Source organism: Flavobacterium sp. HJSW_4, assembly GCF_042436695.1.
In the GTDB taxonomy this organism is placed as follows: domain Bacteria; phylum Bacteroidota; class Bacteroidia; order Flavobacteriales; family Flavobacteriaceae; genus Flavobacterium.
The window spans coordinates 296,981-321,653 of the sequence record NZ_JBHNPP010000003.1 but is presented as its reverse complement, the minus strand read 5'-3'; the positions used below and the strand labels follow the sequence as shown (position 1 = coordinate 321,653).

Annotated in this window: 21 protein-coding genes; 11 read left to right on the top strand and 10 right to left on the bottom strand. The window is 30.9% G+C overall.

The annotated features are described in order from the left end of the window. The 6 genes from ACE01P_RS04755 to ACE01P_RS04730 all read left to right on the top strand — a co-directional run. Positions 1–1,293, top strand: a 1,293-nt coding sequence (locus ACE01P_RS04755) for a nucleoside permease (protein WP_379694807.1), incomplete at its 5' end; no start/stop codon positions are given. Positions 1,294–1,388: 95 nt separating this feature from the next. Next, the gene (locus tag ACE01P_RS04750; RefSeq protein ID WP_379694804.1) at positions 1,389–2,132 is read left to right on the top strand and encodes a hypothetical protein; all 744 of its coding nucleotides are present in this window, start codon (positions 1,389–1,391) and stop codon (positions 2,130–2,132) included. A gap of 50 nt (positions 2,133–2,182) precedes the next feature. Then, positions 2,183–2,671: a hypothetical protein gene (locus ACE01P_RS04745; RefSeq protein ID WP_379694801.1), complete on the top strand. Its 489-nt coding sequence runs from the start codon at positions 2,183–2,185 to the stop codon at positions 2,669–2,671. A gap of 395 nt (positions 2,672–3,066) precedes the next feature. Next, positions 3,067–4,842, top strand: coding sequence for a 30S ribosomal protein S1 (rpsA, locus tag ACE01P_RS04740; protein WP_144212501.1), 1,776 nt, complete (start codon positions 3,067–3,069; stop codon positions 4,840–4,842). A 126-nt stretch (positions 4,843–4,968) separates the two neighbouring features. Further along, complete coding sequence (locus ACE01P_RS04735) at positions 4,969–8,664, top strand: T9SS type A sorting domain-containing protein (RefSeq protein WP_379694799.1); 3,696 nt, start codon at positions 4,969–4,971, stop codon at positions 8,662–8,664. 107 nt (positions 8,665–8,771) lie between these two features. Continuing rightward, positions 8,772–11,375 carry a T9SS type A sorting domain-containing protein gene (locus ACE01P_RS04730; protein ID WP_379694796.1) on the top strand — a complete coding sequence of 868 codons (2,604 nt, stop codon included), beginning with the start codon at positions 8,772–8,774 and terminating at the stop codon, positions 11,373–11,375. A gap of 113 nt (positions 11,376–11,488) precedes the next feature. Here the strand turns inward: ACE01P_RS04730 and ACE01P_RS04725 are convergent, their stop codons facing one another. Continuing rightward, the gene (locus ACE01P_RS04725) at positions 11,489–12,016 is read right to left on the bottom strand and encodes an ExbD/TolR family protein (RefSeq protein WP_379694794.1); all 528 of its coding nucleotides are present in this window, start codon (positions 12,014–12,016) and stop codon (positions 11,489–11,491) included. A 19-nt stretch (positions 12,017–12,035) separates the two neighbouring features. Further along, positions 12,036–12,563, bottom strand: a complete 528-nt coding sequence (locus ACE01P_RS04720) for an ExbD/TolR family protein (protein ID WP_379694792.1) — start codon at positions 12,561–12,563, stop codon at positions 12,036–12,038. Positions 12,564–12,773: 210 nt separating this feature from the next. Between ACE01P_RS04720 and ACE01P_RS04715 the strand changes: the two genes are divergently transcribed. Next, positions 12,774–13,328, top strand: a complete 555-nt coding sequence (locus ACE01P_RS04715) for a fasciclin domain-containing protein (protein ID WP_379694790.1) — start codon at positions 12,774–12,776, stop codon at positions 13,326–13,328. A gap of 80 nt (positions 13,329–13,408) precedes the next feature. On the opposite strand, the gene ACE01P_RS04710 is transcribed toward ACE01P_RS04715, so the two are convergent. The 8 genes from ACE01P_RS04710 to ACE01P_RS04675 form a co-directional block, all read right to left on the bottom strand. Beyond that, positions 13,409–14,254 carry a DMT family transporter gene (locus tag ACE01P_RS04710; protein WP_379694788.1) on the bottom strand — a complete coding sequence of 282 codons (846 nt, stop codon included), beginning with the start codon at positions 14,252–14,254 and terminating at the stop codon, positions 13,409–13,411. 61 nt (positions 14,255–14,315) lie between these two features. Continuing rightward, positions 14,316–14,459, bottom strand: coding sequence for an SsrA-binding protein (locus tag ACE01P_RS04705; protein ID WP_111368963.1), 144 nt, complete (start codon positions 14,457–14,459; stop codon positions 14,316–14,318). Between the two features lie 80 nt (positions 14,460–14,539). After that, complete coding sequence (locus ACE01P_RS04700) at positions 14,540–15,973, bottom strand: serine hydrolase (RefSeq protein ID WP_379694786.1); 1,434 nt, start codon at positions 15,971–15,973, stop codon at positions 14,540–14,542. An 83-nt stretch (positions 15,974–16,056) separates the two neighbouring features. Beyond that, positions 16,057–17,916 (bottom strand): M56 family metallopeptidase, encoded by a 1,860-nt coding sequence (locus ACE01P_RS04695; protein WP_379694784.1) that lies wholly within the window; start codon positions 17,914–17,916, stop codon positions 16,057–16,059. 11 nt (positions 17,917–17,927) lie between these two features. Then, on the bottom strand, positions 17,928–18,296 hold the full coding sequence (locus ACE01P_RS04690; RefSeq protein ID WP_202003003.1) for a BlaI/MecI/CopY family transcriptional regulator: 369 nt from the start codon (positions 18,294–18,296) through the stop codon (positions 17,928–17,930). A gap of 29 nt (positions 18,297–18,325) precedes the next feature. After that, on the bottom strand, positions 18,326–19,927 hold the full coding sequence (locus tag ACE01P_RS04685; RefSeq protein WP_379694782.1) for a M56 family metallopeptidase: 1,602 nt from the start codon (positions 19,925–19,927) through the stop codon (positions 18,326–18,328). Between the two features lie 7 nt (positions 19,928–19,934). Then, on the bottom strand, positions 19,935–20,303 hold the full coding sequence (locus ACE01P_RS04680) for a BlaI/MecI/CopY family transcriptional regulator (RefSeq protein WP_379694780.1): 369 nt from the start codon (positions 20,301–20,303) through the stop codon (positions 19,935–19,937). 169 nt (positions 20,304–20,472) lie between these two features. Continuing rightward, positions 20,473–21,690, bottom strand: a complete 1,218-nt coding sequence (locus ACE01P_RS04675) for an MDR family MFS transporter (protein ID WP_379694778.1) — start codon at positions 21,688–21,690, stop codon at positions 20,473–20,475. 99 nt (positions 21,691–21,789) lie between these two features. Here ACE01P_RS04675 and ACE01P_RS04670 point away from each other — a divergent pair, with 99 nt between their 5' ends. From ACE01P_RS04670 to ACE01P_RS04655, 4 genes are all read left to right on the top strand, one after another. Continuing rightward, a complete protein-coding gene (locus ACE01P_RS04670; RefSeq protein ID WP_379694776.1) occupies positions 21,790–22,389 on the top strand; it encodes a DUF1684 domain-containing protein in 600 nt (199 codons plus the stop codon). Then, positions 22,389–23,033: a TatD family hydrolase gene (locus ACE01P_RS04665; RefSeq protein ID WP_379694774.1), complete on the top strand. Its 645-nt coding sequence runs from the start codon at positions 22,389–22,391 to the stop codon at positions 23,031–23,033. Before ACE01P_RS04670 ends, ACE01P_RS04665 begins: the two co-directional genes overlap by 1 nt. 83 nt (positions 23,034–23,116) lie before the next feature. Beyond that, positions 23,117–23,830 (top strand): ThiF family adenylyltransferase, encoded by a 714-nt coding sequence (locus tag ACE01P_RS04660; RefSeq protein ID WP_379694771.1) that lies wholly within the window; start codon positions 23,117–23,119, stop codon positions 23,828–23,830. Between the two features lie 141 nt (positions 23,831–23,971). Next, positions 23,972–24,634 (top strand): HAD family hydrolase, encoded by a 663-nt coding sequence (locus tag ACE01P_RS04655; protein ID WP_379694768.1) that lies wholly within the window; start codon positions 23,972–23,974, stop codon positions 24,632–24,634. Positions 24,635–24,673 lie beyond the last annotated feature (39 nt).

Below are 24,673 nucleotides of genomic sequence, written 5' to 3'. Positions count from 1 at the left end.
TGGTTTGGCACAAAAAACTGGGAAGGAACGCAATTTGGACTAGTTTTCGGAACTATGGGAATCGCTTCGCTTTTTATGCCAACATTAACCGGTATCATCGCTGACAGATGGGTAAATGCTGAAAAGCTTTACGGTGTTCTTCATATTTTATACGCAGTAGTTTTATTTGCAATTGCGCAAGTTACTACACCAGATACTTTTATTATTGTAATGCTGTTGGCAATGTGTTGTTATATGCCAACAATCGCTTTAAGTAATTCAATATCTTACACTTCGCTTAAATTAAACAATAAAAATATTGTAAAAGATTTTCCGCCAATTCGTGTTTGGGGAACAATTGGTTTTATTGTTGCCATGTGGATTACGAATTTAAGTGGAAGCAAAGCGACTGAATATCAGTTTTATATTGCTGGAGTTGGAGCTTTAATTCTTGGAGTTTACGCTTTTACTTTGCCAAAATGTGAACCACAACGTTTAATTAAAGAAAATGCAACTTGGACAGAGACTTTTGGTTTAGAGTCTTTTAAATTGTTTGCAAACTATAAAATGGCTTTGTTTTTTGTGTTCTCTATGTTTTTAGGAGGAGCGCTTCAATTGACAAATGCTTACGGAGATGTGTTTTTAGATGAATTCAAGCATTTTCCAAAATATGCAGATTCATTTGTAATTAAATATTCGACTATCATTATGTCGATTTCTCAGGTTTCTGAGACATTATTTATTTTGGCAATTCCGTTTTTCTTGAGACGTTTCGGAATCAAACAAGTTATGTTGATTAGTATGCTGGCTTGGGTTCTTCGTTTCGGATTATTTGCTTTTGGAGATCCAATTGGTGGATTATGGATGATTATTTTGTCTTGTATTGTTTACGGAATGGCATTTGATTTCTTCAATATTTCAGGTTCTTTATTCGTAGAAAGCAATACAGATTCTAAAATTCGTTCTTCTGCACAAGGTTTATTTATGATGATGACCAATGGAGTAGGAGCAGTTTTAGGAAGTTTGACTTCAGGTTGGGCAATTGATCGTTTCTTTACAAAATCGTTTGCCAATACAACTGAATTAGCTGGATTTTTGCAAACAGACGCTACAAATGAAAAAATGATTGAGTTTGTAAAAAGTCAAGGGAACTCAATTTCTGCAGACGGAATTTTTACAAATCCAATTTTGATGAAAGACTGGCATACCATCTGGTTGTCATTTGCGGCTTATGCTTTGGTGATTGCTATTGCTTTTGCTGTTTTATTTAAGCATAAACACGATCCTAAAGAGATTGAGAATTTAAGTCATTAAATAATTCTTTTAAAATATTTGAATCCTATTTTCAGTTTGGAAATAGGATTTTTTTTATTTGTGAACTTTGAATATTTTAGTGTTTTAATTTAAATATGATCAATCAAACAACAAACCTTCCTACATTCGAATCTGTAGAATCAAAGTCTTCAAAGATCCATAATTATGGTTATGGGATAATGATTGTTTTTACAGCTATTTTTGTCGCTTTTATATTATTTGCACTTCCGTTTTTAGTTGAGGCCGATAAAAATATTTTAGTTATTAGTTTTCTGATGTTTCTCGTCATTGTATTAATAGTACTTCATGTTAGAAAAACAATGAAGCATACGACTACAATAATTGATAACCTAGGTATTCATTATATAAATAAGTTTAATAAAAAGGTTATAAAAGTTATACTTTGGAATGATTTTCAGAAAGTTGAAGATTTTAAAGGTGAAATAAGAGGAGTAAGTTCTTCTTCGGATGCAGATCTTTTAAAATATGATATTTTTTCTAAAATGGTCGGAAGTGGCAAGTATAGTCAAGAAACATTTTTCTGGTTTGTTTTAGAAAATGATAAAGTAGAAGTTCATAAAGAAACATTTTCAGGAAATCATATTTTTAGTACGATTTATTCTAATAAACTGGAATTAGTTAGAGGATTGTTGTTAGGTCTCGCGCACTTTAGACCAGATTTAAAAGTTCATTCTAAAGCTTTTAGTTTGTATTACATAAATCCAAATAATTTCGAAGTGGATTATGAGAAGCGAAGAGAAGATTTAAACTCTGCAGCTTTTGTAATGGCGGTTGTTGTCATCATTGTTGTTTTTGTGATGCTTTTTATTTTCTTTTAAGGAAACAGATATTTTAACTAAAAACGAAAAAAGCTTTTAAAACTAAAGAGATGAATATTACTCGATTAACTTATTTTGTTCTTTTATTTTTAATATTTAGCTGTAGCAGAAAACAAGATTTTAAGCCAACAGTTAAGCTTGACACGATTTTAAAAAAGGAGAAATTGAAGAATGATTACAATGAATTCAGGCTTGATAATGTTTATTTATATTTAGGAATTGAGAAGCGTCAAAGTTTTATCAAATTTCGTGAGCAAACAAGTATTAGTGATTTAATTTTAATGACAGAATGTGAAAAACCTATTGTTAGATGTTTTGCATTCAAGATGTTGGTGGAGAAAGATTATTATAAAATTCGAGAATTATTATTCAAACATCGAAGTGATAATGAATATCTAGAGGTTTATCATCCTCCTTGTGTTAGAATGAATGAGAAGGTTAAAGTTTATATGCTACAACAGTTAGGCCCATTTTCAGATAGTAAAATGAAATTTAATAGAGCTGAGTATGATCAGATTTGGGCTGATTTTTTTAAATAAGATTAAATAGAAACATTGTTATTTAGCATTAAAGATTTGCCAATTTTTTAAATCTGTGATGTGAGATTAACGCTTTTAGATATCTTATAAAAACAAAACTTTCTAATCTAGCCCCGATAGAAGTGGAAATCCTTTTGTGACGGGGTTCGGCACAAAAGATTGCAACGGATAGCGGGACTAAACTTCTTAAAAAACCGAAAATCTTCTGCTTCTTATTATCATATTGATAATCATATCGGTTTTGTTTTGTTAATTCAGAAAAATGTATTAATTTTGCAGTCCTTTTGGCAGAGAAGAGTTTCCATTAGGAATCAACCATTTATGTAAAACAACTTCTGTATTTTCTATCGCATAGAGAAACTCGAGAAAAACAGAATACAAATTTTTTTATCAGCATGTCTGAACAATTAAAATCACAAGAAGAGTTTTTAGCAAATTTTAACTGGCATAACTTCCAAGAAGGAATTGATGCAGTAGATGAGAAAAACTTACAAGAGTTTGAAGAACTAGTATCAAAAACTTTCATCGCTACAGATCAAGAAGAAGTAGTTGAAGGAGTTGTTGTTAGAATTACAGATAGAGACGTTATCGTTGATATCAATGCTAAATCTGAAGGTGTTATTTCTTTAAATGAATTCCGTTACAACCCAAACTTAAAAGTAGGTGACAAAGTTGAAGTATTAATCGACATCCGTGAGGACAAAACAGGTCAATTAGTATTATCTCACAGAAAAGCACGTACTATCAAATCTTGGGATAGAGTTATTGCAGCTAATGAAACTGGAGAAATTGTTAACGGTTTTGTTAAATGTAGAACTAAAGGAGGTATGATCGTTGACGTATTCGGTATCGAGGCGTTCTTACCAGGATCTCAAATTGACGTTAAGCCAATTAGAGACTACGATGTATATGTAAACAAAATGATGGAATTCAAAGTGGTAAAAATCAACCACGAATTCAAAAACGTTGTTGTATCTCATAAAGCTCTTATCGAGGCTGATATTGAAGTACAGAAAAAAGAAATCATCGGTCAATTACAAAAAGGACAAGTATTAGAAGGTGTTGTTAAAAACATTACTTCTTATGGTGTGTTCATTGACTTAGGTGGTGTTGACGGATTAATTCACATTACTGACCTTTCTTGGAGTAGAATCAACCACCCAAGTGAAGTTCTTGAATTAGACCAAAAATTAAACGTTGTAATCCTTGATTTCGATGATGAGAAAACAAGAATTCAATTAGGATTGAAACAATTAAACGCTCACCCATGGGATGCTTTAGATGCTAACTTAACTGTTGGTGATAAAGTTAAAGGTAAAGTAGTTGTAATCGCTGATTACGGTGCTTTCATCGAAGTTGCTGAAGGTGTTGAAGGTTTAATCCACGTTTCTGAAATGTCATGGTCAACTCACTTACGTTCTGCTCAAGATTTCGTAAAAGTTGGAGATGTTGTTGAAGCTGTTATCTTAACTTTAGATAGAGATGATCGTAAGATGTCATTAGGTATCAAACAATTAACTCAAGATCCATGGACTGATATCACTTCTAAATACCCAGTAGGTTCTAAACATACAGGTATCGTTAGAAACTTCACAAACTTTGGTATTTTCGTAGAATTAGAAGAAGGAATTGATGGATTAATCTACATCTCTGACTTATCTTGGACTAAGAAAATCAAACACCCATCTGAGTTTGTAAACGTTGGTGAAAAACTTGATGTTGTTGTATTAGAATTAGATGTTGAAGGACGTAAATTATCTTTAGGTCACAAACAAACTACTGCTAATCCTTGGGATCAATACGAAGATTCTTTCGCTGTAGGAACTATCCACAACGGTGAGATTTCTGAAATCGTTGACAAAGGAGCTACTGTAGAATTCGGAGATGATATCGTTGCTTTCATTCCAACTCGTCACCTTGAAAAAGAAGACGGAAAGAAATTGAAAAAAGGTGATACAGCTGATTTCAAAGTAATCGAATTCAACAAAGAATTCAAAAGAGTTGTTGCTTCTCACACTGCTATCTTCAGAGAAGAAGAAGAGAAAAACGTGAAAGCTGCTGCTGAAACTACTACATCTGCATCTACTAACGCACCAGCTGCGACTTTAGGAGATAACAATGATGTATTAGCTGCTTTAAAAGCTAAAATGGAAAAAACTGAGAAAAAATAATTCTTAGCTTTTTTATAAATAGAAAGTCCCACAGTAATGTGGGACTTTTTTTTTATTAAATCGTTTTTAATTTTAGATTATTTTAACAAATAAAGTTGTGTTATTGTCATAAAAAATTATTTTTGTATGAAAATACCACTTATGAAGAAACTTTACTTATTAGTTACTGCTTTATGCTTTTTTAACGGTTTGAGTGCGCAGGTTATTAATTTTCCTGATGCAGTTTTAAAAAATATTTTGATTTCTACAAATTGTGTCGACAATAATAATGATGGCATAGCTGATAGTGATGCTGATACAAATAATGATAATGAGATTGATTATAGTGAAGCTAGTGTAATTAACAATCTATATTTGGATGGAAATATCAGCTCTTTAGAAGGTTTTGACTCTAATATTTTTTCAGGATTGAAAAACTTGAGTATTAAAAATACTTCTTTAACTAAAATAAGCCTTTCCTATTTTGGTTCATTAAGGATTTTAAAAATAAATAATAATTCACAATTAAAATCTTTGCTTTTAACTTATCTGACTTCTTTGTCAACTCTTGATTGTTCTAATAATCAATTGAATTTTATTAAAAGAGATAATACCAATAATATCGTTAATGTTAATTGTAGTTATAATAATTTGACTGCATTATATTTTTCAGATACAAACGCATTAACTAGTTTAAACTGTTCAAATAATAACATTTCAAGTTTAGTTTTAAATCGACTATATAACACTTTTAGTTCTCTAGAGTTTAATAATAATTTAAATCTAAACTCTATTTGTGCATATCAAAGTGATATTTCATTAATTCAAAATAAATTGGTAGAATATGGAATGTCTAATGTTACAGTAGTAAATTCTTGTAGTGCTGTACCTCAATGTGTGGCAGGAACAATATGTTTTGATGATGAAAACTTTAAAAACTCTATTTTAAATAATACAACTATTGATTTAAATTTTGATGGTGAAATTCAATTTTCTGAAGCATTACAAGTAACTACAATGAGTATCGCTCCATATGTTAAGTCAATTAATACAATTCAGTATTTTACCAATTTAAAAAGTTTAACTATTGATAACACTCAAATTGGAGGAACAATAGATTTAACCAGTTTGGTTAATTTAGAAAATTTGACTGTACAATGGAACAGTTCTTTATCATCATTAAAAATTGATAATTTAGCTAGTTTAAAGACTTTAAATATTAATAATAATCATAATTTGTTTGGTTTGTATGCAAATGGACTTACAAATCTTAACAATGTTAAATGTAATATTAATCAATATTTATCTGTTTTTCAAATGAAAAACGCTTCTAATTTATTAACTATTGATTGCTCAAATAATGCTATTACATCTTTGGATTTATTAAATGGTACAAACATAAAATCCATTAAATGCAGTAATAATAATATAACTTCTTTAAACACTGGTTCTACAACAAATTTAATTGATTTAAATTTTTCTGGGAATAAAATTACTTCTTTTAATTTTTTACCATTTGTAAATTTGCAAACGCTTAATTTTTCTGCAAATCCAATAGTAACTTTTGATTTAACGGGGTTAAATAATTTGCAAAAACTTGTATGTCAAAGTACAAAAGCTTCAAAAATAGATGTTTCCTATTTACCTGTTCTAAAAGAGTTAGATTGTGCACATAATACTATTTTAACTGATATTTTTATTAAAAATAATAATCCTTCTCAGGATTTGATGACATTAAACATAACTGGGAATTCAAACCTTAAACATATTTGTGCAGATATTATAGATTTTAATGTTATTCAAAAAAGCATAGATTTAAGTGGTTTAAATAATGTTTTATTAGATTCTAGTTGTAGTTGTGTTGGTGCTTGTAGTGATGCAATTATTAATTTTCCAGATCCGATTTTTAAAGCAAAATTATTATCTGCAACTAATCAAAATTATGTTGCAAGAAATTTATCTGGTTCTTATTTTAAAATTGATGCCAATAATGATAAAGAAATACAAATGAGCGAAGCATTGAATGTTTATTCTTTGACTTTGAATGAAAGTAATATTTCTTCTTTACTTGGAATTGAGTATTTTGTAAATTTGGGAGTATTAGATTGTTATTTTAATAAGATTAAATTGCTTAACGTTAGTAATTTATCAAAATTAACATATATTCAATGTCAGGGTAATGGTTTAACTTCATTAAATATAAGTGGTTTAACAAAAATTCAACAACTTATTTGTTCTTCAAATAGTTTAACATCTTTGGATCTTAGTAATTTAACCGATTTAAACCATCTTGACTGTACTGCAAACCAATTGTCATCATTAATGATAAAAAATGGAATAAATGAAAATCGACTTTATATTACTCAAAATCCCAATTTAAAATATATTTGTGCCGATGAATCTCAAATTCCAGCCATACAGTCACAACTATTATTAGCAAATATTAAGGATTGTAATGTCAATTCGTATTGTACATTTAAACCAGGAGGTAAGTTTTATGCAATTAAAGGTAATAATACATTAGATTTAAATAATAATGGATGTGACAATGGAGATATTAAATTTCAAAATATGAAAGTTAATATTGCAAATCAAACCACAACAAACAGTTCTGCATCTGATGAAAATGGTGATTACAATTATTATGTTAAATCGGGATCTTATGATGTTACTCCAATACTAGAAGACCCAGCTTATTTTAATGTTTATCCAACGACTGTTAAAGTTACTTTTCCAACAGATTCCAGTCCACTTACTCAAGATTTTTGTATTACTGCAAACGGTGTTCATCCGGATTTAGAAGTTGTTTTATTACCATTAGAGCCCGCAAGACCAGGTTTTAATGCTGTATATAAAATTGTCTATAAAAACAAAGGAAATACTATACAATCTGGCTCAGTAAATTTAAGTTTTGATGATGCTGTTTTAGATTTCGTTACTGCAAAACCTACACCAGTGACTAATTCTTTTAATAAGTTATCTTGGAATTTTGCTGATTTATTGCCATATGAAACGCGCGAAATTAAATTTACTCTAAATGCAAATTCTCCAATAGAAAAGCCAGCATTAAATATTGATGATATATTAAAATTTAAAACAGTAATAGCAGGTGCTGTGACAGATGAAACTCCAATTGATAATACATTTGTTTTTAATCAAACTGTTGTTGGTTCTTATGATCCAAACGACAAAACCTGCTTAGAAGGAACAGTTATTACACCAAGTTTAATTGGCGAATATGTACATTACATGATCCGTTTTGAGAATACAGGAACTTATGCTGCACAAAACATTGTTGTAAAAGACATGATTGATTTATCTAAATTTGATATTTCAAGTTTAATTACAACCAGTTCAAGCCATTCTTTTGTAATTAATATATCAGAAGGAAACAAAGTAGAATTTATATTCGAAAATATCAATCTTCCTTTTGACGATGCAAATAATGATGGTTATGTAGCTTTTAAAATCAAAACTAAACCAACACTTGTTGTGGGAGATTCTTTTACAAATGAGGCAAATATTTACTTCGATTATAATTTTCCAATTTCAACCAATAAAGCAACTTCTACATTTAAAACATTGGGAGTTCAAGATTTTGAATTTTCAAAGTACCTTGCATTATATCCAAATCCAGCAAATCAGTTTTTAAATATTTCGCAGAACGACAGTATCGAAATACAATCTTTTGAGATTTATAATGTTTTAGGTCAATTGGTAATTGCGATTCCAAATGCAAAAACAACTTCGAATATTGATATTTCAAAGCTTAAAACGGGTAATTACTTTATAAAAGTAAAATCAGATAAAGGAAATTCAAGTATAAAATTCATTAAGAATTAAAGAGAAAGTCCCACAGTAATGTGGGATTTTTTTTTATTCAATCGTTTTTAATTTTAGATTATTTTAACAAAAAAAGTTGTGTTATTATCTTTAAAAGTTATTTTTGTATGAAAATACCACATATGAAAAAACTCTACTTTTTTGTTCTGACTTTATGCTTTTTTAATGTTGCGAATGCACAAATCATTGACATTCCAGATATTAACCTAAAAATGAGATTATTTGCGCTTAATGTAGATACAAATTCTAATTTTCAAATAGAGTTTAATGAAGCGCTTAATGTAAGTTTTTTAGATATTAGCAATCAGAATATTAATTCTTTACAAGGATTGCAATATTTTACTAATCTTCAGTATTTAAATTGCAGTAATAATCCAATTATGAATGATATTGATTTTAATGTCTTAAAGAAATTGGTCTATCTAGAATATTCTAATATTCAAAGCAAAGAATATTTACTAATTGAAAATTTACCAGAGTTAGCCACAATAGTAGCTGATGGACTAACGAATTTGAAATACCTTCAAATCACAGGAAATCCAAAACTAGGAACATTAAGTATAAATGGGGCAGTTAATCTGACTGAAATTGGAGCTACAAATAATAAATTGAGCGTCTTAAACCTACAAGGATTAACTGCACTTAAAAAGTTATATTGTGGAGGAAATCAATTAGCTACATTGGATGTCACAAGTTTGATAAACCTAGAAGGTTTGGAATGCGGTAGTAATCAGATGACATCGCTAAAAGTGAATGGCTTAACAAAACTTTATTCATTATCATGTAATTATAATAAACTGTTACAATTAGATCTTAGTGGCTTAAATAATCTTGCTTATTTACAGTGTTATTCTAATCAATTAATGAGCCTTAATGTAAGCGGTTCAGCTAATCTTATTGAGCTTTATTGTGATGGAAATGCTATTTCATCATTAAATTTGAATGGTTTAGAAAAACTCGAATATGTAAATTGCAGTATTAATCAATTACAATATTTAAATATAAATGGATTGCCTAAGCTTAAAGCTTTTAGATGTATAAACAACAAGATTACAGCTTTAGATTTAGCGCAATTACCAAGTTTAACAAAATTAGAGTGTTCTTATAACCAATTGAAAATGTTGGATGTAAGTGATTTGGGTAAATTGGAAGAGCTTAACTGCTCTAACAATGGGCTTAACTTTTTGTATATAAGAAATGGCAGTAACGAAGCTAAAAATTTAAATTTTTCTGAAAACCCAAACTTGTTATACGTTTGTGCAGATGAAAGCCAATTGCCGCAAGTTCAAAGTCTTTTAAATGATTATGGGTATACCAACTGTAGTGTAAATGCCTATTGCTCATTTAATCCAGTTGGGCAATATTTTATTGTTTCAGGGGATAATAAAATAGATGCAGATAATAACGGTTGTGATACTCAAGATTTAAGTTTGCCAAATTTAAAGCTTAATATATCTAACGGAACTGACACTTCAAGTTATATAGCGAATGGAAATAATTATTCTATTGCCTTACCAGCAGGAACGCATTCTATAACACCTGTTTTAGAAAATCCTACTTATTTTTTGATTACGCCATCAGTTATAAATGTTGACTTTCCAGCACAGACAAGTCCTTTGAATCAAAAATTTTGTATTACACCAAATGGCACACATTCTGACGTAGAAGTAGCCGTTTTACCAATCGATCCAGCCAGACCAGGATTTAACGCGTCTTACAAGCTTATTTACAAGAATAAAGGAAATGTAGCGCAATCTGGAACAGTAAATCTTACTTTTGATGATTCTGTTTTAGATGTAATTTTAGCAAGTCCGGCAACATCTTCGCAAGCGACAAATAATCTATTATGGAATTTTGGAAACCTGAGACCATATGAATCTAAAGAAATTATTTTAACAGTAAAAGTAAATTCACCAACAAGTACACCTGCAGTAAATAATGGAGATATTCTAAAATTCACAGCCGTTATCTCATCGCAAGACAACGATGAAACACCTTTAGATAATACATTTTCTTTAAATCAGACTGTTGTAGGTTCTTACGATCCAAATGATAAAACGTGTCTAGAAGGTTCGGTGATTACTTCAAAATTAATAGGGGAGTATGTGCATTACATGATTCGTTTTGAAAACACAGGAACTTACATGGCACAAAATATTGTTGTAAAAGATATGATTGATTTATCTAAATTTCATATTTCATCACTAATTACAACAAGTTCTAGTCATTCTTTTATAACTAAAATTTCGGAAGGAAACAAAGTGGAGTTTATTTTTGAAGGAATTAATCTACCTTTTGATGATGCGAATAATGATGGTTATATTGCTTTTAAAATAAAAACAAAATCAACATTACAAGTAGGGGATACGTTTACTAACGATGCAAATATTTATTTTGATTATAATTTTCCTATTTTGACTAATAAAGCAACTTCAACATTTAAAAGTGTTTTATCAACTGAAGATTTCAATTTCTCTAGATATTTAAGTTTGTATCCGAATCCGGCAAATCAGCTTTTAAATATTTCACAGAACGAAAGTATTGAAATAAATTCATTTGAAATTTATGATATTTTAGGGCAATTGGTAATTGCGATTCCTAACGCAAAAACAACCTCGAATATTGATATTTCAAACCTTAGAACTGGTAATTACTTTATAAAAGTAAAATCGGATAAAGGAAGTTCGAGTATGAAATTCATTAAGAATTAAAAAAAGTCCCACAGAAATGTGGGACTTTTTTATTTTTTTGTTTAAAGTTTGACGTTTCAAGTTCTGTCAGTTTGATTGGAATCGAGAACTTTTTTTAATGATATTTTCTGAATTTATTTTGAAGCTAGTAATTTGGATTCTTCTGGAGTAAAATCATTTACTATTACATACGTACTTATATCTGCTATTGCCATTTCATCTAAAATATCTATCAAGTTTTTGAAGTTACTTTTTTTGCTAGGTTTAATGATAACAACCATTCCTGTTCCTTGTCTTCCTAATTGCGCAGAGTAATCAAGCATTCTTTTATTTTGTTTTAAAAGCTCTTTCCTGATTCCATCTTTGCCATATTCAAATTTTTTCGGAGCAATTTTGGGAACCTCTAAAAATCCCATATAAGATACTATTTTGTTTTCTTCTCCAAGTAAAATCGTATAAGATCTATTCTCTCCGCATCCACCTGTCCATCCACATGTATAGGCGTCATAATCTGGTAAACTTAAATCCATAGCTTTGGATTTTCGTAATTCAGTTGCAACCATAAAAAATATAATCAGCAGAAATGAAACACTGACCATTGCAGTTAAATCTACTCTAGAACTTAGTTTTTTACTTCTGACTTTTTTTGGAAGGTTTTGCATGATTTTAAATTTTATAGGTTTAATTTGAGGCTAATAATTTTGCTTCTTCAATGCTAAATTCATTTTCAATTACATAATTATCAATTTTTGAAATTGTCATTTCATCTAAAATGTCAACTAGATTTTGAAAATTACTTTTTGAGCTTGGTTTTATAACAACAATTATCCCGCTTTTAGGTTTTCCTACAGATGTCATATATTCCTGTATTTGTTTCTTTTTAAGCAAAACTTCTTCTCTAATACCTTTTTTTCCAAACTCAAATTCTTTAGGATTTTCAAGCGGATATGATAAAATTCCAGAATAAGTGATTACTTTGTTGTTATCATCAAGTAAAATCGTATATAAGCGATTCGGTTTAATATGCCCAATTAGGCCACATGTTATTCCATCTTGATCTGGAAGATTCAAATTTGCCCCATTAGGCTTCGATAATTCTCCAACAACCATAAAAAATATAATCAGCAGAAATGAAACACTGACCATTGCAGTTAAATCTACTCTAGAACTTAGTTTTTTGCTTCTGACTTTCTTTGGCATATTTTTCATATCGATGAGTTTTGATTTAAATTTAATAATAAAACAGAAGCGAAAATTAAATATTCTTAAAATTTTTAGAAATTTTTTAAGTATTCTAAAGCGTTGATTTTGTTGAAGATTTAAGGTATTAAGTGACGTTTTCTCGAGGAAAATATTTTTAATTTAAAACCAAAACAATTTTTCCTGCGTAAATGAGCTTATAACTTAAAATCATTAAATATGAAAACTAAAAAATTTTTAGCCCTTGCAGTTTTAGCTTTAGGATTTGCATTTACATCAAATGCACAAAAATCAGTTATGGTTGGTGGTGCAGCGATGTATCCGAATAAAAATATTATTGAAAATGCTGTCAATTCAAAAGACCATACCACTTTGGTTGCGGCAGTAAAAGCAGCAGATTTAGTTGAAACATTAAAAGGAGCTGGTCCGTTTACTGTTTTCGCTCCAACAAATGCAGCGTTTGATAAATTGCCAAAAGGAACCGTAGAAACATTATTGAAACCAGAGAATAAAAAAATGCTTCAAGGAATTTTGACTTATCATGTTGTAGCTGGAAAATGGAGTTCAGCTGATATTGCAAAAGCAATTAAAGAGGGTAAAGGCAAAGCAAGCATTAAAACGGTTGCTGGTGGTACGATCACTGCTTGGATGAAAGGAAAAGACTTATATATTAGCGATGAAAATGGCAATAAAGCGAAAGTTACAATTGCAGATGTTAATCAGTCAAATGGTGTGATTCACGTTATTGATGCTGTTTTACTTCCTAAAAAATAATATATAAAGCTCCAAAAAACAAAAATCCAAATTCCAAGCTTAATTGGGATTTGGATTTTTTATTTTGAAATTTTTTCAGTTTATTTTTTAGCTGTTAAAGTACTACCTGCTGAAGCGATTACTACACAAACTACAGCTAAGATTTCGTAGAAACTTAAATTTTCTTGTAGAAAAATAAAAGCACAAATAGAAGCCGCGGCCGGTTCTAAACTCATTAAAATGCTAAAAGTACGCGGAGGAAGTTTTCCTAAAGCTTTCATTTCTAAAGTAAAAGGAATAGCACTCGATAAAAGCGCAAGAGCAACTCCCATTCCGAATAATTTCGGAGTAAGATTGTTTAATCCGCTTTCTAGAAAGCCGAAAGGCAAGACCAAAAGTGCGGCAAACAGCATCCCTGTTGAAACGGCGTAACCATCGTTCATTATTTTTGAAATTTTACCTCCTAAGACTATATATGCTGTCCAAAAAGCTCCTGCCAAAAGTGCACATATAATTCCGATAGGATCTAAGCGATCGTTTGTCCAAGGCGCAATCAACAAAATACCAATTGCTGCCAGCAAAACCCAACAATAATCAACCATTCGTTTTGAGCCCGCTATAGCGAGTAACAACGGTCCAACAAACTCTAAGGTAACGGCTAAACCAATCGGAATTCTTTCTATTGCAAAATAAAAAATCAAATTCATTGCGCCTAAAGCTAGGCCATACGGAATTACAATTTTCCATTGCTGTGCAGTTACAGTTTTAAAATTTGGTCTGTAGGCCAATAACAAAATTATTGCTGAAACTCCAATACGTATAGATGCTGTACCTGCTGCGCCAATTGCAGGAAATAAAGTTTTTGCAATTGCAGCTCCGCATTGTACACTAATAATTGCTAATAATACTGCTGGAACAGGAGGTAGGCTGATTTCTCTGTTTTTCATAAATAGTAAGACAGAATCGTAAAAGATTTATTGCTGTCGGATAAATAAAATGTATTGTAAATTAATTGCCTAAGGCTTTTTTGGTGACATAAGCGCGATAACCAATAATAGCCATTTGCCATTTCTTTGCTTTTGAAATATCTAGACCTTGTTTGGTAAAGCTTGGCAAAAGTAGTTTATTTAGTTTAGCTAATAATTTATACATAGTAGATTTGTTTTTTCAAAGATATAAAAAAAGACTTTGCGTTTGAAACAAAGTCTTTTAAGTAGTAAAATGTAAAGTATTTAAATTCTTAGAATTAGATTTTCGTCGCCATCGGTTTCTCGGTTTATGGCATTTTTTGGAGCTTCCATCCATCCAGTTTTATTAATTACAAATTTGAAAAAATGCATTTTATCTTTTTCAAATTGTGATTTAGGAACAGACAATTCAAATGTATTTTTGCTTTTCTGAATCATTTGAAAATTCTGATCATTTGGATTCCATTTGTCAAACGAACCTGCAATCGAAACACTTTTAACTAAATTAGGATCTAAGTTTTTATCGTGTTCATAAACAAATACAACATTGTCATCAACGATTTTGTAGCCGTAAATACCAGTTTGTTTTTTGTTTTCGCTCAATAAATCGTTAGAAAGTCGAACAATAGCTTCTCCAAGTGCGTTTGCAGTATTTTCATCACTTATATTCACAATAATTGAAATTCCTAATTGACGTTCGGGATAAACAACAAGCATATTTTGAGTTCCGAAAGCTCCTCCGTGTTTCCAGCAATTTTTTCCGTTTTCATCGACTTGAATATAATCCCAGAAATAACCGTTCCAAGTTGTTGGACTATTTAGGAGATTTTGTTGTGATTCTTGAACAATTTTATTTTTAGTATTTAATTCATAAACAATGAATTTAGTCAAGTCACCTAAAGTAGATTTTAGCATTCCGGCGGCTCCCCAAAGATTATCGGAAATGGTTGGCATCAAAACTCCTTTAAGATTATAGCCATTTGCAATAGCAGTATTTGAGCTTAGATTAATTCCGCTTGATTTCATATCGAGTTTTGAAAAAATGTTTTCTTTCAAAAGCGTTTCATAACTTTTTTGATAAACGTTTTCTAAGATATGAGCCGTAAGATTGAGACTTCCGTTGCTGTATTTGAATTTAGTTCCAGGTAAAGTATCTAATTTCATGTTCTTCAGATCTTCAAAGAATTTCTCACGACTGTATGTTTCGTCTATTTTTTTGAATGCTAAATAACTGCTGTCGTTTCGGTTTTTTCGTAATTCTTCAGTATCGGGCAAATCTTTGCTAAAGCCAGTTCTAAAAGAAACCAAATCTTTAATTGTTATTGGTGTTCCATTGTATTCTAAGTTTGGATAAGAGCCTGAGATATATTTTCTGATATCGTCATTTGGATTTAGTTTTCCTTCCAAAACAGCTTGTGCGGTAAGCAATCCTGTAAAAAGCTTGGTTATAGATGCGACTTCAAAAACAGTATTGTTATTGGCGATGTTTTCTTTTCCTTTATCAATTTCGCCATAATGTCGGGTATAAGTTTTTCCGTTTTTGATAACACCTATTGAAATCGAATTTGCTTTTGATTTTTGAGAAAGGATAGAGGCGGTTTTATCCATGGCAATGAAAATACTTTTTTCAGCTGTATTTTTCTGTGCAAGAATTAATGAGCTAATGCACAAAAATAAAATTGAAATATATTTTTTCATGTGTGGTGTTTTAAATTTTGATTGATGCATTAAATAGAAAAACCAGTGTTTTGGCACTGGTTTTTAAATTCGAATTAAATAATTTAAGCCTTTTTATTCTCTTTTTCCATAGCTTTCATTTCTTTTTCACGAAGCTTCATATCTTTCTCGTGCAGTTTCATGTCCTTTGCGTGCTGCTTCATCTCTTTAGCATGTTGTTTCATATCAAGCTCATACTGCTTCATGTCTTGCTCGTATTGCTTCATATTCTCTTCATAGTCCTTAGAATCATCTCCAAATTTGAAATTAAAATTATAGTTGAATTTTTCCATGTTTGCGCTGAATTTTTCCATAGCAATTTCGTATTTCGCCATTTCTTTTTCATAAACTTCAGCTCTTTGCGACATGATAGCTTCAACTTGTTTTTCGTATTCTTTCATTTGCGGTTCAAATGATTCCATTTGTTTTCCAAAAGCTTCCATATCTTTTTCAAATTTAGCCATTGCTACTTTGTCAGTTGGATTTTTAGGAGCAACTGGAGGTCTAGGCATTCTTGACATGTCAATTGCTGGAACAGGAGGCATTGGGCCAGCAGGGAACGTTGGCGGAGTTGGAGGAACTGGAGCTACAACATCAGACTCTCCATGATTGCGAACAATAACTTTTTCATTTCTAATCATCATTGGCATTCTAAGGTTTCTATCTGTATTAATATTGATAGATTTCGCTCCATTTTCATCAGTTCCAATTGCTAATTCGCAGTCTTTAATAGCTTCGTCACCGTCAATTTTGATGGTTTGTTTTTTACCAGAATCCGATTTTACTTTGATTTGAATCCCAGTCAATTCTTCTTTGGTATTTCTTTTTACATCCGAAATTTCAACATCAAGATTATGGTTTGTTTTTAACTTTCCTGGCAATTCGTTCAATTCTTTGTCAGTAGTGTTTTTTGTTATTTTGATAGTCTCTTCAGTATCTTTGATGGTGTCTTTTTGGATGCTTGCAACTTCAGTTTGTTTCTTTTCTTGTGCAATAGTTCTTATTTGAAATAAAAGAACAAAAGCACCAAGAGCAGGAATTACGGCCGAATATTTCCAGTAATTTCTCTTTTTTGATTGATTTTTGTTTAACATGACAATTCGTTTTTTGATTAATGATTGATAAAAATGATTGGTGATTGCAACGCAAGTTTCATGCGTTGTTATTTTTAAAAGCGTGTATTGATACGCTTTTTTGTCGGCAATTTTTTTAGAAGCTTCGCTGTCAGCAATGAATTCAAGGTTTTGTAAAATAGCTTTTTTGTAAAGCCAAACAATTGGGTTAAACCAAAATAGAATACAAAAGATCCTCGAAATCAAAACGTCAATAGTATGCTTTTGGTCACTGTGCACTTTTTCGTGTTCCAAAATACTTTCTAATTCTGCCGATGTATATAGTGATGAGTTATATACAATGTAATCAAAATAGGAGAAAGGAGCGATGTTTTCATTAACATCAATAAATTTAAAATCTTCCTGCTGTTCAATCTTTTTTCCTTTTAAAACAGAGTTAAGACTGTAGAAATCAAGCGCAAATTTGATCATAAAAGCTAAGAATCCCATTCCGTAAGTGACCGCTAAAACTAAACTCCAATTAATTTCAAAATTTTCTTCTTCAACAACAGATACAGTTGTAGGCACATGATGAGCTTTATAAAAAGCAACATCATAATTTGAAGGAACATTTTCTAAATTCGTTGTAGTAGTCGTAATTATCGGATCTGGAGCAGGTGCTGGCGGAGCCTCAACCCAAATCACTTTCGTGTAAACTACAAAAGGTAGTACTACTGAAGTAATTAATCCAGCTAGTAAAAACCAACGGCTGCTGTTGAAAAAAGTTTCTTTGCGAAGTAACAAAATGTAAGCAAAATAAAACATTGCTAGTAACCCGCTTGATTTTAGGATAAAAATGAAAAGTGCTTCCATAACTATTTTGATTATTTACCTTCTTTTGGATTTTCGATCATATTTAAGATTTCACGCAATTCATCTGCTGAGATTTTTTCTTCTTTAGCAAAAAAAGAAACCATGCTTTTGTATGAACTATTAAAATAATTATCAATTGCAGTGCTCATGAAACCTTTTCTATAATCTTCGATGCTAACGGCTGGATAGTACTGATGCGTATTTCCGAAAGCATTGTGCGCCACATAACCTTTCTCTTCCAGATTACGAACAATGGTCGACAAAGTATTGTAATGTGGCTGATCTTCTAAAATCTCTGCTTGAATTTCTTTTACGAAAGCTTTTTTAAGCTTCCATAAAATATGCATGATCTCTTCTTCTTTGTTGGTTAGTTTTTGCATTTCTTGTCTATTTAAAATTAGAAAAGTAATTAGTTTTTAGTTTCAATTTCAATTGCTCCATTAGCAGCTTTGCTTCCGTATTTAGCAGTTGCGTTATCTCCTTTCCAAATATTTACAGATTCGATATTTTCATTTGGAATACTATGCATATCAAAACTAGATGGCATTTGTTCTCCGTTTACAATTACAAGTGGGAAACCTATTTTTACTTTAGTTTTTGTGCCATTTGAAACAGCAACAGTTGAGCCTTCGTCAGACGTAATAACTTTAGTGTTATTGTCTTTATTTATAATTACAGTAGCGCTAGTATTTGAATTAGTATCACTGTTAGTTTTTGTACTAGTAGTAGAATTAACGTTAACATTGGTGTCTGTATTAGTATTTACATTTTTAATTTCTGTAGTGTTGGTTTTGTCATTTATGGTTAGTTTTTTGCTAACAGCGATTTTTTCATCAGTAGTCTGAATGCCAGCTTTTTTCTTTCCGTCTTTGTTTGTAATGACAACTATTCCAAAGCCTTTAATGGTTTTATCTCCTGTTTGGATTGATTGAGATTTGTCTTTTCCATTAATTACATCAACTTTAATTGATGTTAATTCGTTTTCAGCGTTTCTTTTGATATCCGAGTATTTTAAATCAATATTGTGAATTGATTTTAATTTCTCTTTAATTTCTTTTAAATCTGAATCTGAAGAACTTTTCCAAATTTTGTAGACATCAACAGATTCGATTTCTTTTGAAACTACTTTTACATTCTGCTGTCTTTCTTTTGCAACTACTTCAATTTGAAATAATAATACAAAGGCTGCCAAAGCTGGAATTACAGCATAATACTTCCATGAATTTCTCTTTTTTGATTGATTTTTGTTTAACATGACGATTCGTTTTTTGATTAATGATTGATAAAAATGATTAGTGATTGCAACACAATTCTCATGTGTTGTTATTTTTAAAAGCGTATACTGATAAGCTTTTTTGTCTGAAAGTTTCTTAGAGGCTTCACTATCAGCAATAAATTCAAGATTTTGAGAAATTGCTTTTTTGTAAAACCAAACGATTGGGTTGAACCAGAAAATAATGCTGAATATTCTAGAAATCAATACATCTAAAGTATGATTTTGATCGCTATGCACTTTTTCATGCTCAAGTATGCTTTCTAATTCTGAAGCTGTATACAGTGATGAGTTGTACACAATGTATTCGAAATAGGAGAAAGGCGCAATATTTTCGTTTATATCTATGAATTTGAAATCGGCTTGCTGTTTGATTTTTTTTCCTTTAATGATTGAATTTAAACTGTAAAAATCAATTGCCAATTTTATAATGAAGATCAAAAGCCCAAGGCCGTAAAGCCCAAGAATGATATAATTCCAATTCCAATCTGCCGATTCTTGATGCGACTTATTTAATAATGCATTTTGAAAATTTGTATTTAAATCGGGAGAAGCATTTATCCAAATTACTTTTGTGTAAGTCAATAATGGTAAAATTACTGAGACAATCAAACCAGATAATAGAAACCATCTGTTGCTGTTAAAAAATGTTTCTTTGCGAAGTAAGAAATAATAAGCGCAATAAAACATAAGCATTAAACTGCTTGATTTGGCGATGTAAATGAAAAGTGCTTCCATAAGCCGATTATTTATTTTCGTTTTTATTTTCGATCATTGATAAAATCTCACGCAATTCATCTGCTGAAATTTTTTCTTCCTTAGCAAAAAAGGAAACCATGCTTTTATAAGAACTATTAAAGTAATTATCGATTGCGGTTTTCATAAATCCTTTTCTGTAATCTTCAATTGCTACGATTGGAAAGTATTGATGTGTGTTTCCAAAAGCATTGTGACCAACATATCCTTTTTCTTCCAGATTACGCACAATAGTAGACAATGTGTTGTAATGTGGCTGATCTTCTGTGATTTCTGCTTGAATTTCTTTTACAAAAGCTTTTTTCAGCTTCCATAAAATCATCATGATTTCTTCTTCTTTGTTTGTTAACTTCTGCATCATCTTAATTTTATAATTCAAACGTACAACTATTTTTTTAGTTACACAACTATAAAAATAGTTATTTAACTAAAAATTAAGTTTGCTTTCGATTTTGAGCGCAGAAATGCTATTCAAATTTAATGGTAATAAATTGAATTATAGGGTTTTAAAAAGTTAAAAGTTTCTTTTAAGAGATCTTCTCGTTGAGTAAGGCATTTTTAATCCAAATGCAACATCCGGTTGCAACAACGCCAATGCATGCCATAAAAAGCCAATTGATTTGGTAGCCAAATCGGGTGATAATTTCAAATCCAAGTTTAGAACTAATAATATGAGCAAGGCTAAAACTCATAGTATAAAGTGCCATATATCGGCCTTCTTGTCCGCGTGGCGCGCGACTTAATGCAAAAGCATTGGAAAATGGAAAAGTAAGAACTTCTCCAATAGAAATACAAACCATGCTTACGACTAAAATTCCTGCCCAGAAATTAATGAGAAGCAAAAAGAAACTGCTAGCCATCACAAAAGATCCAATAACAATGATTCTGATTTTTGGAAAAGCTTTTCGTTCCAAAAATCCAACCGTTGGCATTTCGAGAGTAAAGATTAATAATCCGTTTAAGGTCATTAAAAGACCTGTTTGGAATTCGCTTAAGCCAAATTTTTCGTTATGATATAAAGGAAGAGTCGTAAATAACTGGAAGAAGATCATCGCTGTAATGAAACTTACGAACAAGAAAACCCAGAAAATTTTATCATGAAAAACCGATTTTACATTAGTAGCACTTTCAGTTTTATCGTCGTGAGTTGCTTTTTTCTTTTCTTTTACTAATAAAGCAAAAATCGAAATCGAAATGATACAAGAAGCTCCGTCAACCCAGAAAAGGCCAGAATAACCCATTCCCATAATAATTAAACCTCCAAGTGCTGGCCCTGCGGCAAAACCTAAATTTACTGCAAGACGCACCAATGTAAGCGCACGAGTTCTATTTTCTGGTTTCGCATAAGCACCAAGAGACACAAACATCGCTGGGCGAAACATATCGGCAATCGTCATAAGAACGAACATGGCACCGCAAAGCGCCCAGAAAGTAGTAATATATTGTACAAAGAAGAGGGAAACTCCACTGGTGAATAAGCTAAAAATCATGATTTTATAGAACCCGATTTTATCTGATAGTTTACCTCCAAGCCAAGAACCCAACATTGATCCTAATCCAAAAGCGACCATAATCCATCCAACCTGATTGTAGCTAAAATGAAGATCTTCCTTTAAATATTTGGATAAAAAAGGGAGAACCATTGTTCCAGCGCGGTTAATAAAAGTGATGATGGCAAGAATCCAAACTTCTCTGGTAAAACCTCTGAAGTTGTTAATGTAATGGGTAAGCGCGTTTTTAAGCATTTTGTGTGATAAATTATCGTCACAAAGTTAGCAAACTTTGTCTCGTTAAGTGGTTGTTGTTTTGTTGATTTTGAACTATTTTTGCATAAAATTTCTAAGATGAAAACTATAAACGCCCTAGCTTTATTGTTGGTATTTAATTTTGGCTTTGCTCAAAAAAAGTTTAATAAAGCCGATGCTCAAAAATTCCAAAAGAAAATTAACTCTGAATATGCTGATCCTAAGACGAGTCCATTAATGGCTGAAGATTTGAAGACTTTTAAAAGCTTAGAATTTTTCCCTATTTCTGAAACTTATTTTGTAAACGCTACTTTGGTGAAAGCTAAAGGCGGAAAAGCTTTTGAAATGAAAACATCTGGAACTCGTACTCCAAAATATACTAAATACGGAACTTTACATTTTAAAATAAATGGAAAGCCTTATCAATTAGCAGTTTACCAAAGTTTAGAATTGCTAGTTCAGGAACAGTATAAAAATCATCTTTTCTTACCTTTTTCAGATTTAACAACTGGTAAAGAAAGCTATATTGGCGGCCGTTATATTGATTTAGAAGTTCCGAAAGGGAATACAATAGCAATCGATTTTAATCAAGCTTACAATCCGTATTGTGCTTATAATTATAAGTATTCTTGTCCGCTTGTTCCTCTAGAAAATGATTTGAAAATTGCAATTAAAGCAGGGGTAAAAGATTTTCATTAATGGAATATTTTAATTTTCATACACATCAATTTACCAATCAATCTAGTGTTTTAGAGTTGGTTAATCAGTATCCAAAAGATTTTGATGCAACGATTCCGTTTTATTCTATCGGAATTCATCCTTGGTACATTGACGAAAATCGAATTGATGAAGATTTGAAAATTATAGAAGAAAAACTGCAAACTAAAAATTGTTTGGCAATTGGCGAATGTGGTTTAGATAAAAGAATCGAAGTTCCGTTTGATTTGCAGATTTCGGTTTTTGAGAAACAATTAGAATTAGCAGAAAAATTCAATAAACCTGTAGTAATTCATTGTGTTGCAGCTTTTCAGGAAGTAATGGCAATTAAGAAAAAAATGAAGATAAAAGTTCCAATGATTATTCATGGTTTTTCAAAGAATAATCAGCTTGCAGAACAATTAATCGCCGCTGGATTTTATCTTTCGTTTGGAAAATATTTATTGAAAAATCCAGATTTAAAAACGGTTTTTCTGAATGTTCCAAATGATCGTTTTTTCTTAGAAACTGATACAATTCAAGAATCGATTAAGGATGTTTATGAATTAGCTTCGGAATATAAAAAATTAGATATAAAAGAATTACAAGGAATTATTTCAAGTAATTATAAAAGTTTATTTGAATAGTAAAATGTGACAAACCAGTAAAACTTGAAACATTAAACTTGAAACAAAAAATATAAAAACTAAAAACAACAAAAAAGAATATAATGGCAGAATGGACAGAAAGAGCAGAGCTTTTGTTTACTAAAGAAGGATTAGAAAATTTACAAAAATCGAATGTTTTAGTCGTTGGACTGGGAGGAGTTGGATCTTTTGCAGCAGAATTTTTAGCAAGAGCAGGAGTGGGGAACATGACGATTGTAGACGGAGACGTTGTAGATATTACCAATATCAACCGTCAATTGCCAGCTTTGCATTCAACAGTTGGTCAGCCAAAGATTAAAATTGTAGGCGATCGTTTGATGGATATTAATCCAGAATTAAATCTAACTCGTGTTCAAGAATTTCTTTCTCCAGAACGTGCTTTTGAAATCGTTTCTCCAGAATTTGATTATGTTTTAGATTGCATTGACAGTATTACTCCAAAATTAAATCTGATTATTGCCGCAAAACGCAAAAGAGTAAAAATCATCAGCAGCATGGGCGCTGGCGGTAAAATGTTGGCTTCTAAAGTAAAAGTTACAGATATTTCTAAAACAATTAACTGCTATTTCTCTAAAACGATTCGTAAGCGTTTAAAAGAAGCAAAAATTAACAAATTAAAAGTAGTTTTCTCTTCTGAAATTCAAGATGAAAAAAGCTTAAAATTGACAGACGGAAAAAACTTCAAAAAATCTTTCTACGGAACAAATAGCTACATGCCAGGATTATTCGGCTTACACGCTGCAGAAACAGTGATTAGACATATACTTTCGAAGTAATTTAGTCACAGTCTCAGTTTTCAGTAAAAAATAATCTTTGAACCTTTGTTCCTTTAAAAAAGAAACTTTGACAAAGTTAAAACATAAAGAGAGCAAACCTTTGAACCTTTGTCCCTCATAACCTTAGTACCTCTAAAAAAAATGATTAAAACAGTAATTTTTGATATGGACGGCGTAATTGTTGACACAGAGCCAGTTCATCGTTATGCTTATTATTTACAATTTTCAGAATTGAATATCGAAGTCCCAGAAGAAATGTACACCACATTTACAGGATTTTCGACTCGAAATACTTTTCAAACTTTAAAAAGTTATTTTCCAACTGTAGATCAGGAAGTGGAAGATTTGATTCAGAGAAAAAGAACTATTTTTAATGATGCGTTTGATACTAAAGAGGATTTATATCTTTTAGACGGTGTTGAAGATTTAATTAAAGATTTGTACAACAACGGTATGCAATTGATTTTAGCTTCGTCTGCATCAAAAGTAACGATCGATCGTGTTTTTACAAGATTCAATCTGCACCAGTATTTTACTCATATTGTAAGTGGCGAAGATTTTCCTCAATCGAAACCAAATCCAGCGATATTTATTCATGCGGCTTCATTATCTGTGGCGCCAAAAGAAGAGTGTATTATAATTGAGGACAGCACAAATGGTGTAAAAGCGGCAAAAGGTGCAGGAATTTATTGTGTAGGATACAAGAGCGAGCATTCACATCATCAGGATTTATCAGAAGCTGACTTGGTTATTGATCATTTTAACGAATTAAATGCAAAAAAAATATCACAGCTAAAGGCTTGAATTATATAAAATTTAACATTTGTAGCTGATTGAATTTGT

Excerpts from the sequence above, each read along its gene's own strand:
- ACE01P_RS04750 (WP_379694804.1), top strand. The coding sequence starts at position 1,389 with ATGATCAATCAAACAACAAACCTTCCTACATTCGAATCTGTAGAATCA.
- ACE01P_RS04745 (WP_379694801.1), top strand. The coding sequence starts at position 2,183 with ATGAATATTACTCGATTAACTTATTTTGTTCTTTTATTTTTAATATTT.
- rpsA (WP_144212501.1), top strand. The coding sequence starts at position 3,067 with ATGTCTGAACAATTAAAATCACAAGAAGAGTTTTTAGCAAATTTTAAC.
- ACE01P_RS04735 (WP_379694799.1), top strand. The coding sequence starts at position 4,969 with ATGAAAATACCACTTATGAAGAAACTTTACTTATTAGTTACTGCTTTA.
- ACE01P_RS04730 (WP_379694796.1), top strand. The coding sequence starts at position 8,772 with ATGAAAATACCACATATGAAAAAACTCTACTTTTTTGTTCTGACTTTA.
- ACE01P_RS04725 (WP_379694794.1), bottom strand. The coding sequence starts at position 12,016 with ATGCAAAACCTTCCAAAAAAAGTCAGAAGTAAAAAACTAAGTTCTAGA.
- ACE01P_RS04720 (WP_379694792.1), bottom strand. The coding sequence starts at position 12,563 with ATGAAAAATATGCCAAAGAAAGTCAGAAGCAAAAAACTAAGTTCTAGA.
- ACE01P_RS04715 (WP_379694790.1), top strand. The coding sequence starts at position 12,774 with ATGAAAACTAAAAAATTTTTAGCCCTTGCAGTTTTAGCTTTAGGATTT.
- ACE01P_RS04710 (WP_379694788.1), bottom strand. The coding sequence starts at position 14,254 with ATGAAAAACAGAGAAATCAGCCTACCTCCTGTTCCAGCAGTATTATTA.
- ACE01P_RS04705 (WP_111368963.1), bottom strand. The coding sequence starts at position 14,459 with ATGTATAAATTATTAGCTAAACTAAATAAACTACTTTTGCCAAGCTTT.
- ACE01P_RS04700 (WP_379694786.1), bottom strand. The coding sequence starts at position 15,973 with ATGAAAAAATATATTTCAATTTTATTTTTGTGCATTAGCTCATTAATT.
- ACE01P_RS04695 (WP_379694784.1), bottom strand. The coding sequence starts at position 17,916 with ATGGAAGCACTTTTCATTTTTATCCTAAAATCAAGCGGGTTACTAGCA.
- ACE01P_RS04690 (WP_202003003.1), bottom strand. The coding sequence starts at position 18,296 with ATGCAAAAACTAACCAACAAAGAAGAAGAGATCATGCATATTTTATGG.
- ACE01P_RS04685 (WP_379694782.1), bottom strand. The coding sequence starts at position 19,927 with ATGGAAGCACTTTTCATTTACATCGCCAAATCAAGCAGTTTAATGCTT.
- ACE01P_RS04680 (WP_379694780.1), bottom strand. The coding sequence starts at position 20,303 with ATGCAGAAGTTAACAAACAAAGAAGAAGAAATCATGATGATTTTATGG.
- ACE01P_RS04675 (WP_379694778.1), bottom strand. The coding sequence starts at position 21,690 with ATGCTTAAAAACGCGCTTACCCATTACATTAACAACTTCAGAGGTTTT.
- ACE01P_RS04670 (WP_379694776.1), top strand. The coding sequence starts at position 21,790 with ATGAAAACTATAAACGCCCTAGCTTTATTGTTGGTATTTAATTTTGGC.
- ACE01P_RS04665 (WP_379694774.1), top strand. The coding sequence starts at position 22,389 with ATGGAATATTTTAATTTTCATACACATCAATTTACCAATCAATCTAGT.
- ACE01P_RS04660 (WP_379694771.1), top strand. The coding sequence starts at position 23,117 with ATGGCAGAATGGACAGAAAGAGCAGAGCTTTTGTTTACTAAAGAAGGA.
- ACE01P_RS04655 (WP_379694768.1), top strand. The coding sequence starts at position 23,972 with ATGATTAAAACAGTAATTTTTGATATGGACGGCGTAATTGTTGACACA.